At 65.1% G+C, this 18,839-nt stretch carries 16 protein-coding genes and 2 pseudogenes; 17 read left to right on the top strand and 1 reads right to left on the bottom strand.

The window, feature by feature from the left end:
• The first annotated feature begins 1 nt into the window (after position 1).
• The 9 genes and pseudogenes from FZ033_RS00345 to FZ033_RS00305 form a co-directional block, all read left to right on the top strand.
• On the top strand, positions 2–664 hold the full coding sequence (locus FZ033_RS00345; RefSeq protein ID WP_149574217.1) for a lytic transglycosylase domain-containing protein: 663 nt from the start codon (positions 2–4) through the stop codon (positions 662–664).
• Positions 665–854: 190 nt separating this feature from the next.
• Positions 855–1,943, top strand: a complete 1,089-nt coding sequence (locus FZ033_RS00340) for an IS110 family RNA-guided transposase (protein WP_149574216.1) — start codon at positions 855–857, stop codon at positions 1,941–1,943.
• A gap of 552 nt (positions 1,944–2,495) precedes the next feature.
• Positions 2,496–4,235, top strand: coding sequence for a relaxase/mobilization nuclease domain-containing protein (locus FZ033_RS00335; protein WP_149574215.1), 1,740 nt, complete (start codon positions 2,496–2,498; stop codon positions 4,233–4,235).
• Between the two features lie 21 nt (positions 4,236–4,256).
• Positions 4,257–6,245 (top strand): conjugal transfer protein TraG, encoded by a 1,989-nt coding sequence (locus tag FZ033_RS00330; RefSeq protein ID WP_149574214.1) that lies wholly within the window; start codon positions 4,257–4,259, stop codon positions 6,243–6,245.
• A gap of 5 nt (positions 6,246–6,250) precedes the next feature.
• On the top strand, positions 6,251–6,697 hold the full coding sequence (locus tag FZ033_RS00325) for a CopG family transcriptional regulator (protein WP_149574213.1): 447 nt from the start codon (positions 6,251–6,253) through the stop codon (positions 6,695–6,697).
• Positions 6,698–7,054: 357 nt separating this feature from the next.
• Positions 7,055–8,160, top strand: a protein-coding gene (locus tag FZ033_RS00320) for an IS3 family transposase (RefSeq protein WP_149574212.1) whose coding sequence is annotated in 2 segments (ribosomal slippage) — positions 7,055–7,307 and positions 7,307–8,160 — 1,107 coding nt in all. Because the reading frame shifts where the segments join, the coding sequence is not laid out codon by codon here.
• 447 nt (positions 8,161–8,607) lie between these two features.
• Positions 8,608–9,477, top strand: coding sequence for an MBL fold metallo-hydrolase (locus tag FZ033_RS00315; RefSeq protein ID WP_188079216.1), 870 nt, complete (start codon positions 8,608–8,610; stop codon positions 9,475–9,477).
• A gap of 197 nt (positions 9,478–9,674) precedes the next feature.
• On the top strand, positions 9,675–10,721 hold the full coding sequence (locus FZ033_RS00310) for a SphA family protein (protein ID WP_149574210.1): 1,047 nt from the start codon (positions 9,675–9,677) through the stop codon (positions 10,719–10,721).
• A gap of 68 nt (positions 10,722–10,789) precedes the next feature.
• Positions 10,790–10,975 (top strand): annotated as a pseudogene (locus FZ033_RS00305) (IS630 family transposase); the annotation flags it as partial.
• Positions 10,976–11,362: 387 nt separating this feature from the next.
• On the opposite strand, the pseudogene FZ033_RS00300 reads toward FZ033_RS00305, so the two are convergent.
• Positions 11,363–11,497, bottom strand: a pseudogene (locus tag FZ033_RS00300) (DUF4172 domain-containing protein); the annotation flags it as partial.
• Between the two features lie 341 nt (positions 11,498–11,838).
• On the opposite strand from FZ033_RS00300, the gene trbB reads away from it, so the two are divergent.
• From trbB to trbF, 8 genes are read left to right on the top strand one after another with little or no spacing between them, the layout of a single operon-like run.
• On the top strand, positions 11,839–12,807 hold the full coding sequence (gene trbB, locus FZ033_RS00290; protein ID WP_149574209.1) for a P-type conjugative transfer ATPase TrbB: 969 nt from the start codon (positions 11,839–11,841) through the stop codon (positions 12,805–12,807).
• Complete coding sequence (locus tag FZ033_RS00285) at positions 12,804–13,136, top strand: TrbC/VirB2 family protein (protein WP_149574208.1); 333 nt, start codon at positions 12,804–12,806, stop codon at positions 13,134–13,136. Before trbB ends, FZ033_RS00285 begins: the two co-directional genes overlap by 4 nt.
• A complete protein-coding gene (locus FZ033_RS00280; RefSeq protein WP_149574207.1) occupies positions 13,136–13,405 on the top strand; it encodes a VirB3 family type IV secretion system protein in 270 nt (89 codons plus the stop codon). The genes FZ033_RS00285 and FZ033_RS00280 overlap by 1 nt, the downstream gene beginning before the upstream one ends.
• A 13-nt stretch (positions 13,406–13,418) precedes the next feature.
• A complete protein-coding gene (gene trbE, locus FZ033_RS00275) occupies positions 13,419–15,857 on the top strand; it encodes a conjugal transfer protein TrbE (protein WP_149574206.1) in 2,439 nt (812 codons plus the stop codon).
• The gene (gene trbJ / locus FZ033_RS00270; RefSeq protein WP_149574205.1) at positions 15,854–16,606 is read left to right on the top strand and encodes a P-type conjugative transfer protein TrbJ; all 753 of its coding nucleotides are present in this window, start codon (positions 15,854–15,856) and stop codon (positions 16,604–16,606) included. Before trbE ends, trbJ begins: the two co-directional genes overlap by 4 nt.
• A 12-nt stretch (positions 16,607–16,618) precedes the next feature.
• Entirely contained in the window at positions 16,619–16,888 is a 270-nt protein-coding gene (gene trbK-alt, locus FZ033_RS00265) for a putative entry exclusion protein TrbK-alt (RefSeq protein ID WP_149574204.1), read from the top strand.
• Between the two features lies 1 nt (position 16,889).
• Positions 16,890–18,116: a P-type conjugative transfer protein TrbL gene (gene trbL, locus FZ033_RS00260; RefSeq protein WP_149574203.1), complete on the top strand. Its 1,227-nt coding sequence runs from the start codon at positions 16,890–16,892 to the stop codon at positions 18,114–18,116.
• Complete coding sequence (gene trbF / locus FZ033_RS00255; RefSeq protein WP_149574202.1) at positions 18,113–18,802, top strand: conjugal transfer protein TrbF; 690 nt, start codon at positions 18,113–18,115, stop codon at positions 18,800–18,802. The genes trbL and trbF overlap by 4 nt, the downstream gene beginning before the upstream one ends.
• Positions 18,803–18,839: the final 37 nt, after the last annotated feature.

Below are 18,839 nucleotides of genomic sequence, written 5' to 3'. Positions count from 1 at the left end.
CATGCATCGCTCTGCACTCTTCCTCGCATCCGGGCTGTTGATCGGCGGTGCATTGCCCGGCTCTGCCGCCGCGCAGACTACGTCGCCAACCGTGGCCTTTTCGGTCACATCCTACGCCGCCTTTATCGACGAGGCTGCGCAGCGCTTCGAGCTTCCAGCCGTCTGGATCCGTGCGGTCCTGCAAGCCGAGAGCGGCGGCGATCCGCGCGCCGTCTCGCCCGCCGGTGCGATGGGGCTGATGCAGATCATGCCCGCGACCTGGGACGAGCTTCGCGTCCATCACGGTCTCGGTGCCGATCCCTTCGACCACCGCGACAACATCCTCGCCGGCGCTGCCTATTTGCGCCAGCTCCATGACCGCTATGGCAGCATCCGCGCCATGCTCGCGGCCTACAATGCCGGACCGGCGCGCTATGAGGCCTCGCTCGCCGGCAAGCCGCTGCCGCCGGAGACGCGCAACTACATCGCGGCTCTCGCGCCCATTTTCGACAAAGAGCCTGCAGCCGGCGGCACCGAATTGGTGCGGCCAATGGCGCAAAGCTGGCGCGAGGCGCCGCTGTTCGCGACGCCGCTCGAGCGCAGAAATCCAGTCGATTCCGGGGTCCTCGCGCCGCGATCGGGCGGGCTTTTCGCTGCACCGTTGCCATCGCGGAGGGCGCCATGACGAGGCGGAACCGCTTTCGCGTCCTGTCGGGCTCTGGCGCTTCATGGAGGGCTGGGAGGCGCAGGATCAGGACCACGACCGCACGAGTGCCGCCCGTAATCGGCAGGACGGTTCCCCGTCGAAGAGCGCGCCACCAACAGCTTCGCCGCCCGGTAAAATCTCCCGCGTTACTCAACGCAGGAGGCGGGTGATGGACTTCTTTTGCGGGCTGGACGTGGCCATCGAGGAGACGGCGGTGTGTGTCGTCGACGATCGCGGCGAGGTGCATCTGACGGTGAAGGTGGCGACCGAGCCGGAGGCGTTGCTTGCGGTGCTGAAGCCCTTCGTCAGGCGGTTGAAGCGTGTCGGCCATGAGGCCGGCTCGCTGTCGCCCTGGCTCCATCCCGAGCTCAAGAAGCTCGGTCTGCCGGCGATCTGCCTGGAGACGCAGCATGTACGTGCCGCGATGTCGGCCCAGCGTAACAAGACCGACGCAGCGGACGCCCTCGGGATCGCCCACATCATGCGCACCGGCTGGTTCCGCCAGGCGCATGTGAAGACGGAAAGCTGCTACCGGATGCGCCTGCTGCTCACGCACCGGCGCAACCTGAAGCGCAAGTTCCTTGATCTTGAGAACGCCATCCGCCACTCGCTGAAGAGCTTCGGGATCAAGCTCGGCGGCACCTCGCGCGGCAAGTTCGACCACGCCGTGAGGGAGGCGGTGGCCGAAGATCCGCTGTCCAGCGAACTGATGGACGCGATGCTGTCGGCGCGCGCCGCACTGTGGAAGGAGTATTGCCGGCTGCACGATCTCGTCGTGAAGCTGGTGGTGCAAAGCGAGCTGTGTCGGCGCTTCATGGCGATCCCCGGCGTCGGGCCGGTGACGGCACTCAGCTTCATGACGGCGATCGACGATCCGTCCCGCTTCCGCCGCTCGCGCGATGTCGCCGCCTATTTCGGGCTGACGTCCAGGCGATGGCAGTCGGGCACATCGATCGACGTGCAGGGGCGCATCTCAAAGGCTGGCGACCCCGATGTCCGCCGCGCGCTCTACGAGGCGGCATCGGGACTGCTGACCCGCTTCAAAGGCAAGGACAAGGTGAAGGTCTGGGGTCAGCAGATCGCGAAGCGCTCCTGCCACCGCAAGGCGTGCGTCGCCGTGGCCCGCAAGCTCGCCGTCATCATGCACGCCATGTGGAGCGACGGCACCTTCTATGTCGGCGATCCGGCAACAAGCACAGCCGACACCGCCCAGCGGGCGCACGCGAAGGATCGCAGGCTCCTGGGAGCGCACCGGTGAGCAACGCGCAGACACCAAACGCAGCGCGCCCGCAGCTGACGGGCGCCATCTGAACACGGAGATCCGCCCTCGGCGGATGAGGACCGATGCAGACCAGGAACGACGGAACGCACGTTATCTTGCCTGCGGCCGTGCCGATCGGAAGACGGCCGGACCGCGCTCGATTGCCTGTGACGATGCTCCGTCAATCCGATGGAAAAGTGCGCCGCGACGGTTCGAGCGCTGCCGACATGCAGCCGGGACACCCCGTCGCAGAGCGCGGAGGAGTGCAAGGCGCATCGGAACTCGAAGCCAGCGAGCGGAAGCGTGTCATGGCGAATAGCGCAGTATATTATCGTATCAGGAAGGATGAACGACGATGTCCGCAAGAGCAGTGGAAACACGACCGATTAGGAGGGCAGGATAAAAGGGCGCACATTGCGCTGCGGTCGGGGTGTTGTTTCTGCACGTCTTTCCTGCGCCTTCGGCACCCTGCGGAGCCGAACCACAAGGTGCGCGCATCCCGCAAATGGCGGTGCATCAGGGCTTCTTCGCACATTGCGAGGCTTCGCCATGCGCGATGAACGCGAGTTCCGCGTCCGTCCCGGCCGCATCCGCTCGACCCGCACTCAGCAGGCCCGCCCCTTCGTCGCCCAGGTGCTTGCTGCGGCCCGCAAGGCCGGCGGCGGGGTCTCTCGCTCCGGCAAGATCGCCGCCGGTAACCGCTCGCGTTTCGGCAGCGGGCAGGTTGCCAGCCTTCAGGCCAGCCGCCGGATCACGCCGCGCTCACGCGGCGCCGTGGTGAAGGCCCGCGTCGTCCGACACACGGCCCGCACCGGCTCGCTCGGACAGCACCTCACCTATCTCCGCCGCGAGGGCGTGACACGCGACGGTGAGAAGGCGCGGATGTTCGGTCCCGAGAGCGACAGCGTGGATGTCGATGCCTTCGCGGAGCGCTGCCGTGATGATCGTCACCATTTCCGCTTCATCGTCTCGCCCGACGACCCGTTGGAGATGGAGGACCTGCGGGCCTTCACCCGTGACCTCACCCGGCAGATGGAGAAGGACCTCGGCACCGGGCTCGACTGGGTCGCTGTCGATCACTGGAACACAGAGCATCCCCATGTCCATCTGATCGTGCGAGGCCGCCGCGACGATGGCCTGGATCTCGTGATCTCCCGCGACTACATCAAGGAGGGCATGCGCGACCGCGCCCGTGACCTGATCACCCAGGAACTTGGCCCGCGCACCGAGCTCGATATCCGCCGGAGCTTGGAACGCCAGATCGAGGCCGAGCGCTGGACCGAGCTCGACCGCCAGCTTCTCCGCGAGGTCCGTGAGAGCGGCATCATCGACATGGCGCCGGTTCCCGGCCAGAAGCCCGACGACTACCATGCGCTTAAGATCGGGCGCCTCAGGAAACTGGAGGCGCTTGGCCTCGCCACCGAGATCGGCAATGCCCAATGGGTGGTGGAGCCGGAGGCGGAATCTACCCTGCGCGCGCTCGGTGAGCGTGGCGACATCATCAAGCGCATGCACCGCGCCCTCACCGAACGCGGGATCGAGCGCGGCACGGCCAGCTACGTCCTTGCCGCCGAGAGTCTCGACGTGCCGGTGATCGGCCGGCTGGTCGCGCGCGGCCTCGATGATGAACTCCACGGCTCCGCCTATGCCATCGTCGATGGCGTGGACGGACGCTCCCATCACATTCGGCTGCCGGATCTCGACGCCGCCGGTGACGGCGCGGCCGGCTCCATCGTCGAGCTGAGGACCTTCGACGATACCCACGGCAAACGGCGCGTCGCACTCGCCGTGCGCTCCGATCTGGATCTCGCCCATCAGGTCACGGCCACCGGTTCCACCTGGCTCGACCGGCAGGCCATTGCGCGTGACCCCGTTGCTCTCTCCGACGGCGGCTTCGGCGCCGAGGTGAGCCAGGCGCTTGATCGGCGCGCCGAGCATCTCGTCCGCGAGGGGCTCGCCGAGCGACAGGGACGGCGCGTCGTCTACGCCCGCAACCTCATCGACACGCTCCGCCGGCGGGAACTGGAGGCCGTGGGGGAGAAGCTCGCCGCAGAGACCGGCCTGCCGTTCAACAAGGCCGGTACTGGCGAGCATGTCGCGGGCACGTATCGCCAACGCCTTGTGCTCGCATCCGGCCGCTTCGCCATGCTCGATGACGGGCTCGGCTTTCAGCTCGTGCCCTGGTCGCCCTCGCTGGAACGCCAGCTCGGCAAGCATGTCTCCGGCGTCGCCCGTGACGATGGTGGCGTCGACTGGAGCTTCGGTCGCAAGCGCGGCCTCGGCCTCTGACCCGCGAGAGGGATTATCACCATGTCGGCGACGAAGATCCTGTGGGGGCAGATCCTCACCGTGCTGCTCATCGTGCTGGCGGCCATCTGGAGCGCGACACAATATGTGGCCTGGAGCCTCGGCTTTCAGGCGCAGCTGGGCGCACCGTGGTTTGTGCTTCTCAGCCGGCCGATCTACTACCCTCCGGCCTTCTTCTGGTGGTGGTACTTTTTCGACGCCTATGCGCCGGAGGTGTTCTTTCGCGGGGCACTGATCGCCGCCTCCGGCGGCTTCCTCTCCATTGCGGTCGCGATCGCCCTGTCGGTCTGGCGGGCGCGCGAGGCATCCAGGGTCGAGACCTATGGTTCGGCACGTTGGGCCGAGAAGGAGGAGGTCCGCGCTGCCGGGCTCATCGGCACCGATGGCGTCATCCTTGGCCGGTATGAACGGGACTATCTGCGTCATGACGGGCCGGAGCATGTGCTGTGCTTCGCACCGACCCGCTCCGGCAAGGGTGTCGGCCTGGTCGTACCCTCGCTGCTGACATGGCCCGGCTCCGCCATCGTCCATGACATCAAGGGCGAAAACTGGCAGCTCACCGCCGGCTTCCGCGCCCGGCATGGCCGCGTGCTGCTGTTCGATCCGACCAACGCCAAGTCCGCCGCCTACAATCCGATGCTGGAAGTGCGCCGTGGCGAGTGGGAAGTCCGTGACGTCCAGAACATCGCCGACATTCTCGTCGATCCCGAAGGCTCGCTGGAAAAGCGGAACCACTGGGAGAAGACCAGCCACGCACTGCTCGTCGGCGCCATCCTCCACGTTCTCTATGCCGAGACGGACAAGACCCTCGCCGGCGTCGCCGCCTTCCTCTCCGATCCGAAGCGGCCGATCGAGACCACGCTCGACGCCATGATGAAGACCGCGCATCTCGGCGAGGCGGGCCCGCATCCCGTCATCGCCAGCGCCGCCCGCGAACTGCTGAACAAATCCGACAATGAGCGCTCGGGCGTGCTCTCTACCGCCATGTCCTTCCTCGGTCTCTACCGCGATCCGGTGATTGCCGAGGTGACGCGGCGCTGCGACTGGCGCATCGCCGATATCGTCGGCGGCAAGGCTCCGACGACACTCTATCTCGTGGTGCCGCCCTCCGACATCAACCGCACCAAGCCGCTGATCCGCCTACTCCTCAACCAGATCGGCCGGCGCCTCACCGAGGACCTGCAGGCCAAAGGCGGACGGCATCGTCTGCTGCTCATGCTGGACGAGTTCCCCGCGCTGGGGCGGCTCGACTTCTTTGAATCGGCGCTCGCCTTCATGGCCGGCTATGGCCTGAAAGCCTTCCTCATCGCCCAGTCGCTGAACCAGATCGAGAAGGCCTATGGGCCGAACAACTCGATCCTCGACAATTGCCATGTCCGGGTGAGCTTCGCCACGAACGACGAGCGCACCGCCAAGCGTGTCTCCGATGCGCTCGGCACCGCCACCGAAATGAAGGCGATGAAGAACTATGCCGGCCATCGTCTCTCGCCCTGGCTGGGTCATCTCATGGTGTCCCGCTCGGAGACCGCCCGCCCGTTGCTCACCCCCGGCGAGGTCATGCAGCTGCCGCCCACGGATGAGATCGTCATGGTCGCCGGCACACCGCCGATCCGGGCGAAGAAGGCCCGGTACTATGAGGACGCGCGCTTACGGGACCGGGTCCTGCCGCCACCGCCCTCTCTTAGCATGACCGTCCAACACGATGACTGGACCGCGCTGCCGCTGCCCTGGCCCCAGGAGGGCGCGGGCAGGAGCGCCGCCCTCGGAGGTCAAGACGATGACCCGACCGATTCCGAGCACCGGCTTCAGCCGGAGCTCAGCCGCGTGAAGCCGGTCGAGAAAAGCCAGCCCATCGAGAATGAGTTCGAGTTCGACCCGGATCGCGACGACGAGATGGACGACATCGCCACTCGGAGCCGGCGCATGACCGGACTGATGCAAGGCGTCGCCCGACAGGTCAGCCTCAATCCCAATGACGGCATGGAGCTGTGATCGCCATGGCAGGTCGCAAGAAGAAAGCGCAGATCTCGGTGTACCTCGAGCCCGACATCATGGACCTGTTGGCCCACTACGCCGCCCAGCGCGACCAGTCCATGTCCCTGATCGCCCAGGCCGCGATCGCCTCCTTTCTGTCCCCCGACAGCGCCGAGCGCCAGGAAGCCGCTCTTGCCCGGCGCCTCGGCCAGATCGATCGCCGTCTCGCTCGGCTGGAGCGGGATCTCAGTATCTCGACCGAGGCCTTCGCCACCTTCATCCGCTTCTGGCTCGCCACCACCCCCGCGCTGCCAGAACCTGCCGCCCAGGCGGCCCGTGCCAAAGTCTCCGAGCGCTACGCGGCCTACACCAGCGCGCTTGGTCGGCGCCTGGCTAAGGGGCCACAGCTTCGGCAGGAGATCGAGGAGGATGTTACAGGACCGATGATAAACGAGGGGGGCCGGAGTTGAGGCATCGCTCCGGACTCACCCAAAACAAAGCCATATCCTGAGGTTCGTCAGCCGCTCCGGGGTGCGGAGTTCCCCTTCTTCCAATAGCTTCCATTTGCACGCCGCGCACGGCATCCAAGGTCACAAGCGCCGCAGCGACCTTGGCGCGCGCCTCATCGATATCGGCCATGACGAGGCCGTCATTCCGGTGGATGGCCGCCACAAAGGCCGCTAGCACCGCAGGCGAGTTTGCTGCTAACCCTAGAAAATGATCTCCAGACGGGGCTCGATCACCGGTGACGTGCTCCCGGTTTTTTGGTCCGGCAGGATCTGGAATTTTCCACTTATGGTCCCCGGCATGGGGACGAGGAGAGTTCCATGAAGGCATCGAAGTTCACGGAGGCGCAGATCGCCTTCGTATTGAAGCAGGCGGAGGACGGCACGGCGATTGGTGAGGTGTGCCGCAAGGCCGGGATTTCCGAGGCGACGTTCTACAACTGGCGCAAGCGCTATGGCGGGATGATGCCGTCCGAGGTTAAGCGGCTGCGTCAGCTGGAGGAGGAGAACGCCAAGCTGAAGCGTATCGTGGCGGACCTGTCGCTCGACAAGGCGATGCTGCAGGACGTGCTGTAAAAAAAGCTCTGAGGCCTGCGCGCAAGCGGGCGCTCGTCGATGTGGTGCGTGGCGACTGGAAGGTGTCGGTGCGGCGTGCTTGCGCGGCGCTCCGGATCGACCGTTCGCTCTACGTCTACACGTCGAAGCGCGGCACGCAGGCAGAACTGAAACAGCGGATCAAGGAGATCTGCCAGACCCGCGTCCGCTATGGCTACCGGCGCGTCCATGTCCTGCTGCGACGCGACGGCTGGGCGGTCAATCCAAAGCGGATCTATCGGCTTTACAAGGAGTTGGGGCTGCAGCTGCGCAACAAGGTGCCCCGCCGGCGGGTGAAGGCGAAGCTGCGCGAGGACCGCATACGGGCGACGCGCAGCAACGAGACCTGGGCCATGGACTTCGTCCACGACCAGCTCGCCACCGGCCGCAAGATCCGGGTGCTGACCATCGTCGACACCTTTACGCGGTTCTCGCCGACGGTCGACCCGCGGTTCAGCTACAGGGGCGAGGATGTGGTGGCAACGCTGGAGCGGATCTGTCGGAGCACGGGCTATCCGCAGAGCATCCGGGTTGATCAGGGCTCGGAGTTCATCAGCCGGGACCTCGACCTGTGGGCGTACCAGAAGGGCGTCGCGCTCGACTTCTCCCGGCCGGGCAAGCCGACAGACAACGGCTTCATCGAAAGCTTCAACGGCAAGTTCCGGGCGGAGTGCCTGAATACCCACTGGTTTATGAGCCTTGACGACGCCCGCGCGAAAATGGAGGCTTGGCGCAGAGACTACAACGAGGTTCGCCCGCACGGCGCGATCGGCAACAAGCCCCCGATTACGCTCATGAACGGCTCTCCGGCACCCCCGCCGGGACGAGCCTAACCCCGGAATTTTCCAGCTCCCGCTGGCCCAAATTCGGGGAGCACCTCAGTTCCAATCCATCAAATGCCGGAACTGAACATTTAGTGCGATTTAGATTGACGTAGATCAATGGACCAAAGGCAGAATTGACTTAACCGATAAAATTCGGGCAATCTTAGGGTTGCTTAACAAGCGCACGCTACGGCTGCAAGTATTGAATTGACACTAAATATTGCATGTCATTTGGCTACAGCCACGCGGAGAAAAATGGTGATTAACCGTTCGTTTGCAATAATGCTGCTGCTCACCAGTATGAGTGTCCTTGTCGGTGCATCGACAGCGCAAGCTGCCCCGTGCCTCGTGGTCACCTTGACCGGGACCAGCGGCCCGCCGCCCTATAGGGATCTCGCAGGGCCGGGGACGCTCGTCACTTATGGTGACGACTCAAATGATTGCAGATCCGTCCTGATGCAATTTGACGCTGGGCGCGGGACGCTCATGCGGCTGGCGCAGGCGGGCGTCCAGGCGGCGCAGCTTGACGCGGTCTTTTTGACCCACATGCATTCTGACCATTTGGAAGGATTCTCCGACATCGTGCAGATGCGCTGGATGTTTGGCTTACCTGGAGGCAAAAAGCTCGACGTCGTTTGCAGTGATGATGCAAAAATGGCGTCCGGATTTGTCCTGAGCTGCCGCAATTTTGTCGCCCACGTCAATGACGCCTACGAAAAATCGGGCGAAACAGCTTACCGGAAGGCCGAGATGGCCGGCATCATCGATCCGGCCGGGCCTATCGCGGGGTTGAATGTCGTCACTTTCGCGCCGACAGACGAGGCGCAGATCGTCTGGACATCGGGCGATGTGAAGGTCAGTGCCATACGGACGACGCATATCCCTGGCTCTGCGGCTTTCCGTGTCGATACACCGGCCGGGAGCGTGGTGATTGGCGGGGATTCGTCCAACGACGTGCAGGAGCCGCCCCGCAAGACGTCGACGTCGGACCAACTCGAGAAGCTGGCCATGGGCGCTGATATCATCGTCAATACGACCATTCATCCCGTCTTATCGCCGGAGAAGGGGGCCGCTACGCCGCCCGCAGTCTACTACCGCCAGAGCAATGCCACCGACCTGGGCTCGTTGGCGCAGAGAACCGGAGCCAAGTACCTGATGCTCACGCATCTGGCTCCTCCTGTTGGCGCCGCTACGCAAGGAACTATCCGGATACAAGGCGGCCCGCTGACTGTGAAAGATTACGAGAATGCGGCTCGGGCCGGCGGCTATAAAGGAAATGTTATAGTTGGCTTCGATCTGGCAAGCGTCAGGTTGCCGGAGAAATAACGGGCGAGATCGATGTAGAAATTGCAAGCTCTCTAACAGATGTGACGCATCGATGGGATCGAGATGAACGCACAATATTATCTGCGGATAATTTAGGCTCCATTTCGCTCGGCGTGGGCTCTCAAAATTTGATTCTCCATATCGCGGCTGTATATTCCCAAGCAGAATCGGACGCGAGCGCCATGGGGCGGCGGAGCATGATGAACCTTTCAGCGCGTAGAATTGTGGTGTCGTCGTTTCTGGTCGGTGCGTTATTCAGCGTCGGCCCAGCAACTGCTGCGGAGCAGGGTAAGAGCATCTATCTGCTCGGCGTCACGGGTTCGATGGCAGGCGTGACGCCACCACCGGGCACCTATGTGTCATCGTTCACTTATGTGTACTCGGGGGATGGGACAGGCGCGGCCGCGTTGAGCGTGACATTGCCTGGAACAGGAACCGCGTTGCCTGGCGTCGCAACACTGGAGGTGGACGCGAATGTCCGTGTCGAGGCGAATGTCGCGCTCGACGTGCTCTCGGTACTTTGGGTCGCGCCCCAACAGGTTCTGGGAGGTCATTTCGGAGTCGGTGCGCTGCTGCCCGTTGGCTATCAGGGGGTCGACGTCAATGTCGATGCTCGGACAGCATTGACGTTTCCAGATGGGACAGTTTTGCAGGGAGGCAAGAGCCGGCTGATCTCCGAGAACACATTTGCCGTTGGCGATCCCCTAGCAACAGCTTTCATAGGCTGGAGCTCCGGGGACTGGCATTGGAAGGTTACCGGGCTCTTGAATATTCCTGTCGGCGAATACGACAGATACAGTCTGGTGAATATGGGGTTCAATCGCTGGGCCGCAGATCTAACGGCCTCTACCACATGGCTCGACCCCAAGTCAGGCTTTGAAGTCTCGCTGGCCGGGGGGTTTACCTTCAACGGTGAGAACCCGGACACCGACTACAGGACAGGCACCGAGTTTCACTTCGAAGGCGCCGTGATGAAGCATTTCTCCAAGGATTTCGCATTAGGTGTTGCTGGTTACCATTACCAGCAAGTGACTGGCGACAGCGGGGCTGGCGCAGTGCTGGGACCCCTCAAAGGCCGAGTTTCCGCCATCGGCCCGAACCTGACCTATAATTTCCAAGTGAAAGACGTCCCCGTTCTGACGTCGGTCCGTTGGTTACACGAATTCGACACGGAGAACCGTCTTGAGGGCGATGCTTTCTTTGCGACTTTGACAATACCATTCGGCGGATCGCCCGGACACTAGTGGTCACTTCCTGACGGAAGAGTCCTGGGTGGATTCCCTTTGGCTGTCGCCCGTGCGAGTCTCGGGGTATGCGCACCGGGATTTCCATTGCGGTTTCGCCGCCGGATCGCCGCCACCTGGAGGCGGTGATCGTCGATTGCAACGCCCATGAGAAGCATGTGTGGCGCTGTCGGATCGTGCTCCTCACCGCCGATGGCCTGGGCACCGACTCCATCATGCGCGAGGCCGGGATGGCCAAGACCGCCGTGTGGCGCTGACATTCCCTCGGGAGCCTCCATAAGGTCCATGATGACCGCCCCCGCACGAAATTCCTGACACGCCCCGCCCCGATCTGTTCCGCAAACCCGGAAACTCCGCTTGGCCAGTTCGATCGCAAGGACATGAACATCTTTCATGTGCTCCTCCCCTGAAAGCGCCACCACGGCGCTGCTCGGACTCAATACGTGCCCGCCGGAGGGGGGCATCCACCCCATCAGTTCATGCACGAGGGCGTCGATGGCCTCCTGCGCGACAAGACGCGGCCCTCGCGCGTCAAGCCGCTCGGGGCCGAGGGCGCCGAGCGCGTGGTGCGACCGCCACTCAACGATCCGCCTGGCGAGACGACCCATTAGACGGCGGACGCCATGGCGAAGGCGGTCCCGCTCGCCCTCACTGACATGCCGAACCACACCGATCACCTCGCCGGTGAGCAGCAGAAACCGCCGCTCCAGCGGTTCGAGGGCAACCGAATCATAGGAAAAATGCGGCCAGGCGTGCTGCGTCCAGTTCCACACCATGAGCGACAGGGTCTCCCGCTATACCTCACATAATAGCGGATACGTGATTGATAGATAGTCGTCCTATCGCTCATGGCAGAGCCGCGCCATCGCGCCACGCAGGTTGATCGAGCGAACCCATCCCCATTTACTGTGCGGGCACAGGGAGCATTGTTTCAAACCGTGAAGCGGAGGCTCCCTATGCCGCTTCCGATCACCGCACAGCAGTTCCGCCGTTTGCCTGTCATTGCACGCCACGCTGCGACGCGGAGGGAATCCTGTTGAACCGTCCCAATATCGGGCTCTTTTAATCATCCCCACCCGGGATGAGATCGTGATGACCCCGGCAGGTCGGGGGTCGCATGGCAGCACAACACAATCAGGGTTTCGCCCGCGGCGCGCGGATGCTGCGCACGGCGCTGGGTCCGGCGATCGCCCGGCATCTGGAAGACCCGTCCGTTGTCGAGGTGATGCTGAACCCGGACGGGCGGCTGTGGATCGACCGGCTCTCGGAGGGACTATCCGACACGGGTGAGCGGCTCTTGCCCGCTGACGGCGAGCGCATCGTGCGGCTCGTCGCACATCACGTCGGCGCCGAGGTCCATGCGGGAGCCCCGCGTGTTTCGGCCGAACTGCCGGGTACGGGAGAACGGTTCGAGGGACTGATACCTCCGGTCGTGGCGGCGCCGACTTTCGCCATCCGCAAGCCCGCCGTCGCGGTCTTTACGCTCGAGGATTATGTCCGCGCCGGCAGTATGTCCGCCGGACAAGCCGATGCGCTGCGCCAAGGTGTTGCCTCTCGCGCCAATATCCTCGTGGCCGGCGGCACCTCGACGGGCAAGACCACGCTGACCAATGCGCTGCTCGCCGAGGTCGCGAAGACCTCCGATCGCGTCGTCCTCATTGAGGATACGCGCGAACTGCAATGCGCGACGCCGAACCTCGTCGCCCTGCGCACCAAGGACGGCGTCGCCTCGCTGTCCGAGCTCGTCCGGTCAGCGTTGCGGCTGCGTCCTGATCGCATCCCCATCGGCGAGGTGCGTGGCGCCGAGGCGCTGGACCTCCTGAAGGCATGGGGCACCGGCCATCCCGGCGGGGTCGGCACCATCCATGCCGGCAGTGGCATCGGCGCGCTGCGGCGGATGGAGCAACTCATCCAGGAAGCCGTCGTCACCGTCCCGCGCGCGCTGATCGCCGAGACCATCAATCTCGTGGCCGTGCTCTCGGGGCGCGGCGCAGCCCGCCGGCTCACCGAACTCGCGCGTGTCGATGGCCTCGGCCCCGATGGCGACTACCGCATCACCCCTGTCCTCTCCGGAGATCCCTCATGATCCGATCGCTCCTTCGCGCCCGCAACACAGCCCGGCTGGCGGCGTCTGTCACCTGCATCAGTCTGATGGCCACGGCTAGCGCTCATGCCTCCGGCTCGTCCATGCCGTGGGAGGCGCCGCTGCAATCCATCCTCCAATCGATCGAGGGGCCGGTCGCCAAGATCATCGCCGTCATCGTCATCATCTCGACCGGGCTGGCACTGGCCTTCGGCGACACGTCGGGCGGCTTCCGGCGGCTGATCCAGATCGTGTTCGGCCTGTCGATCGCCTTCGCCGCCTCGAGCTTCTTCCTGTCGTTCTTTTCCTTCGGCGGCGGAGCGCTGGTCTGATGGGCGAAGCGGTCGAGGTTCCCGGCTTCAGCGTGCCGGTCCACCGGGCGTTGACCGAGCCGATACTGCTTGGCGGCGCGCCGCGTGCCATCGCCATCGTCAATGGCACCCTCGCCGGCGCCGTGGGTCTCGGCCTGCGCCTGTGGTTGGTCGGCCTCGCCATCGGGGTGATTGGCCATGTCGCGGCGGTGTGGGCGGCGAAGCGTGACCCGCTTTTCGTCGAGGTTGTGCGCCGGCATCTGCGCATCCCCGCGCATCTCTCGGTCTGAGCGAGGCGCGCCGATGATGAACCTCACTGAGTATCGACGCCATAACCGCCGCCTTGCCGATTTCTTGCCCTGGGCGGCGCTGGTTGCGCCGGGCATCGTGTTGGACAAGGACGGTTCGTTCCAGCGCACGGCGCGTTTTCGCGGGCCGGACCTCGACAGCGCCGTGCCCGCCGAACTCGTCGCGGTTGCTGGGCGGCTGAACAATGCCTGCCGCCGCCTCGGCTCGGGATGGGCGATCTTTGTGGAGGCACAGCGCCATGCCGCCGCGACCTATCCGGCGAGCACCTTCCCCGATGCCGCCTCCGCTTTGGTCGATGCCGAGCGGCGGGCTGATTTCGAAGAGGCTGGCAGCCATTTCGAGTCGAGCTATTTCCTGACCTTCACCTTCCTGCCGCCGGCCGAGGATGCGGCGCGCACCGAAGGCTGGCTCTATGAAGGGCGGGATCAGGCGGGCCTTGATCCCCATGAGACGTTGCGCGGCTTCGCCGACCGAACCGATCGCCTTCTCAATCTGATCGACGCCTTCATGCCGGAATGCCGCTGGCTGGATGACGGCGAGACGCTGACCTATCTGCACAGCTGTGTCTCGACGCACCGCCAACGCGTCCGTGTGCCGGAGACGCCGATCTATCTCGACGCTCTGCTTACCGATCAGCCGCTCACCGGCGGGCTGGACCCGCGCCTTGGCGACCAGCATCTGCGGGTGCTGACCATCACCGGCTTTCCCACGGTGACGACGCCCGGCCTGCTCGATGAGCTGAACCGGCTGGCATTTCCCTATCGCTGGTCGACCCGGGCGATCCTGCTCGACAAGACGGATGCGGTCCGGCTGCTCACTAAGATCCGCCGCCAGTGGTTCGCCAAGCGCAAATCCATCGCGGCGATCCTGAAGGAGGTGATGACCAATGAGGCCTCCGTCCTCGTGGACTCGGATGCCGCGAACAAGGCTGAAGATGCCGACCTCGCGCTGCAGGAGCTCGGCGCAGACCATGCCGGCATCGCCTATGTCACCGCGACGGTGACGGTGTGGGACGCCGACCCGCGCATCGCCGACGAGAAGCTGCGACGGGTCGAGAAGGTGATCCAAGGCCGCGACTTCACGGCCATGGGCGAGACCATCAACGCCGTGGACGCCTGGCTCGGCAGCTTGCCCGGCCACGTCTACGCCAATGTCCGCCAGCCGCCGATCTCGACGCTCAATCTCGCGCACATGATCCCGCTCTCGGCGGTGTGGGCGGGTGAAGAGCGCGACGCGCATTTCAATGCCCCGCCGCTGCTGTTCGGCAAGACCGAGGGCTCGACCGCGTTCCGGTTCTGCCTCCATGTGGGCGATGTCGGCCACACCCTCGTGGTGGGCCCCACCGGCGCGGGCAAGTCCGTGCTGCTGGCGCTGATGGCGCTGCAGTTCCGGCGCTATGCGAGAGCCCAAGTCTTCGCCTTCGATTTCGGCGGTTCGATCCGGGCCGCCGCACTCGGTATGGGCGGTGACTGGCACGATCTCGGCGGCGGTCTCAGCGAGGGAAGCGCGGAATCCGTTTCGCTCCAGCCGCTGGCGCGCATCGATGAGGCCATGGAACGCGCCTGGGCCGCCGACTGGATCTTGGCGATCCTCACCCGAGAAGGCGTCCCCATCACGCCGCAGGTGAAGGAACACGTCTGGACCGCGTTGACATCGCTGGCCTCGGCTCCGGTGGAGGAGCGCACCCTCACAGGTCTCTGCGTCCTCCTGCAGTCCAACGACCTGAAGCAGGCGCTGCGTCCCTATTGCCTCGGCGGCGCCTGGGGCCGACTGCTGGATGCGGAGAGCGAGCATCTGGGCGCGGCCACGGTCCAAGCCTTCGAGACCGAGGGATTGATCGGGACGGAGGCCGCGCCGGCGGTGCTGGCTTATCTGTTCCACCGGATCGAGGACCGGCTCGATGGATCACCGACCCTGATCATCATCGATGAAGGCTGGCTGGCGCTGGACGATGCGGGCTTCGCGGGCCAGCTGCGGGAATGGCTGAAGACGCTGCGCAAGAAGAACGCCAGCGTGATCTTCGCCACGCAGTCCCTCTCCGATATCGACGGCTCGGCGATCGCGCCCGCCATCATCGAGAGCTGCCCGACACGTCTTCTGCTTCCCAATGAGCGGGCCATCGAGCCGCAGATCACCGCCATCTATCGCCGCTTCGGCCTGAACGACCGGCAGATCGAGATCCTCGCGCGGGCCATGCCGAAGCGGGACTATTACTGCCAGTCGCGGCGCGGCAACCGGCTGTTTGAGCTCGGCCTGTCGGACGTTGCGCTGGCGCTGTGCGCGGCGTCCTCCAAGACCGACCAGCAGGCCATCGGCAAGATCTTCGCCGCGCATGGCCGCGACGGCTTCCTGGACGCCTGGCTGCGTCATTGCGGCCTAGGCTGGGCCGCCGGCCTCATTCCCAACCTCACCAATCTGGAGACGCAGCCATGACGCTGTCCCGTCTGCGCCTATCCGCGCTCGCCGTCGCGCTGCAGACCGCGCCGCTCGCTATCGCACCCGTGCTGTCCCCGCCCGCGCAGGCCCTCACGGTCTATGACCCCTGGAACTACGCGCAGAACGTGATGTCGGCCGCCCGCGCGCTTGAGCAGATCAACAACCAGATCACCTCGCTGCAGAACGAAGCGCAGATGCTGATCAATCAGGCCCGCAATCTCGCCAGCCTGCCGCATTCCTCGCTGCAGCAGATCCAGCAATCGGTCCAGCGTACCCAGCAGTTGCTTGGACAGGCGCAAAGCCTCGCCTTCGATGTCGGCGAGATCGATCAGGCCTTCCAGCAGCGCTATGGCAACATACCACTCTCGGCTTCCGATGCCGATCTCGTCGCCGGGGCGCGCTCGCGCTGGCAGACCACTGTCGGCGGCCTCCAGGATGCGCTGAGGGTGCAGGCGGGCGTCGTCGGCAATGTCGACGCCAGCAAGACGGAGATGGCGACGCTTCTCAGTAAGAGCCAGGGTGCCACGGGCGCCCTTCAGGCTACGCAGGCCGGCAACCAACTGCTCGCTTTGCAGTCGCAGCAGCTCTCCGATCTGATCGCGGTGATGTCCGCCAATGGGCGCGCCGAGGCGCTGTCCGAGGCGGAACGCGCGACCGCCGCCGAGCAGGGCCGCGAGCAGCGCCGGCGCTTCCTCACCCCCGGCGCCGGCTATCAGGCCGGCAACGCTCGCATGTTCAGCAACTGACTGGAGGCGAACATGGACGGAGCCATGCTGGCCCGCCTCGGCGCGGTGATCTTCCTGGCCCTCGCCGGCACGGCGGCGGTCGTGGAGATGAGCCGGCAGGAGAAGGCGCGGGAGCCTTCACCCACTCGGACGGTCGAGGCCGCGCGCGATCCGCGACGCGATGAACAGCGCCGCTGCCAGCAGATGGGAGAGACCGCCGCGCAGGACGCCGCGTGCCTGAAGGTCTGGGCGCAGACGCGGGACCGGTTCCTCGGGCGCACCGTACCTAACGAAGGTCGCTGAGATGGGCGGCACCGGCGTCATCGACAACTTTCTGGGGGTCTTCACCTCCTATATCGACAGCGGCTTCGGCCTGCTCGGCGGCGAGGTCGCCTTCATCGCCACCACCCTCATCGTCATCGACGTGACGCTGGCAGCGCTGTTCTGGTCCTGGGGCGCTGATGACGACGTCATCGCCCGGCTCATCAAGAAGACCCTGTTTGTTGGCGTCTTCGCCTACATAATCGGCAACTGGAATAACCTCGCCCGCATCGTCTTCGAGAGCTTTGCCGGGCTGGGGCTGAAGGGCTCCGGGACGGGATTTTCCGTCAGCGACCTCATGCGTCCCGGCAAGGTGGCGCAGACCGGGCTCGATGCCGCTCGGCCGCTACTCGAATCCATCTCCGATTTGATGGGCTGGGTCGCCTTCTTCGAGAACTTCATCCAGATCGCCTGCCTGCTGTTTGCCTGGGCGCTGGTGCTGCTCTCCTTCTTCATCCTCGCCGTCCAGCTCTTCGTCACCCTGATCGAGTTCAAGCTCACGACTCTCGCCGGCTTCGTGCTGATCCCCTTCGGCCTGTTCGGCAAGACTGCCTTCATGGCCGAACGGGTGCTGGGGAATGTCGTGTCGTCCGGCATCAAGGTCATGGTGCTCGCCGTCATCATCGGCATCGGCTCGAGCCTGTTTGGCCAGTTCACGGCGGGGTTTGGGGGACAGACGCCAACCATAGATGATGCGATGGCCATCGTGCTGGCTGCTCTGTCCCTGCTCGGCCTCGGCATCTTTGGTCCTGGCATTGCCGCCGGCCTTGTCTCCGGGGGGCCGCAGCTGAGCGCGGGGGCCGCGGTCGGCACTGGCCTCGCCGCCGGTGGCGCCGTGCTGGCCGCTGGCGGTGCCGCCAGCCTGGCAGTCCGGGGCGGCGGGGCGGCACTCTCCACGGCTGCTGCGGCGCGCGGTGGTGCCACAGCCTACAGCCTCGGTTCCGCCGGACAGTCGGGCATGGCGAGTGTCGCCTCGGGACTGGGTGGCATCGCGCGAGCCGCAGGATCCGCAGCCGTGACCCCGCTGGCGAACGCCATAAACGGCACGACCTCAGCTACCTCCGCCGGTGAGGTGCCCGATTGGGCCAAGCGCATGAAGCGCGGCCAGTCCCTTCGCCACGGCGTCTCCGCCGCCGCCCATGCTGTGCGCTCCGGTGACAGCCATGCCGGCGGCTCTTCCGTCTCCCTCAATGAGAGCGACCGCTCATGAGCCTCTTCAAGCGACCTGCGACCCACTACGGCACCTCGCCCGAGCCCGTCACGCCCTATCAGAAGGCAGCACAGGTGTGGGACGAGCGCATCGGCTCGGCCCGTGTGCAGGCCAAGAACTGGCGGCTGATGGCACTTAGTAGCCTGTTGCTCTCGGCCAGCTTTGCATCGGCGCTGATATGGCAGTCGACAAGGGGCACCGTCGTCCCCTGGGTGGTCGAGGTCGACCGCCTCGGCCAGACGCAGGCCGTGGGGCCCGCCACCGGCGATTATCGCCCGACCGATCCGCAGATCGCCTGGCATCTTGCCCGCTTCATCGAGCAGGTGCGCAGCCTGCCGGTGGATCCCGTCATCGTGCGGCAGAACTGGCTCAGGGCCTATGAGCTCACCACCGATCGCGGCGCTGCCGCGCTCAACGACTATGCCCGCGCCAACGATCCGTTCACCCGGGTGGGCAAGCAGCAGATCGCCGTCGAGGTCTCCAGCGTGATCCGGGCCTCCCCGGATTCCTTCCGCGTCGCCTGGGTCGAACGACGGTACGAGAATGGCCAGCTCGCCGCCACCGAGCGCTGGAGCGCGATCCTGACCCTCGTGATCCAGCCGCCGCGCGATGCCGAGCGCCTGCGCACCAATCCCCTCGGCATCTATGTCAACGCCATCAGCTGGTCGCGGGAGATGAGCCAGTGAAAACACCTCTCCGTAAACCCGCATCTCCGGCTCTGCG

Source organism: Xanthobacter oligotrophicus (genome assembly GCF_008364685.1).
GTDB classification, from domain to species: Bacteria; Pseudomonadota; Alphaproteobacteria; order Rhizobiales; family Xanthobacteraceae; genus Xanthobacter; species Xanthobacter oligotrophicus.
Note: the sequence above shows the minus strand (reverse complement) of the source record. Positions and strands in the feature narration are given on the sequence as shown.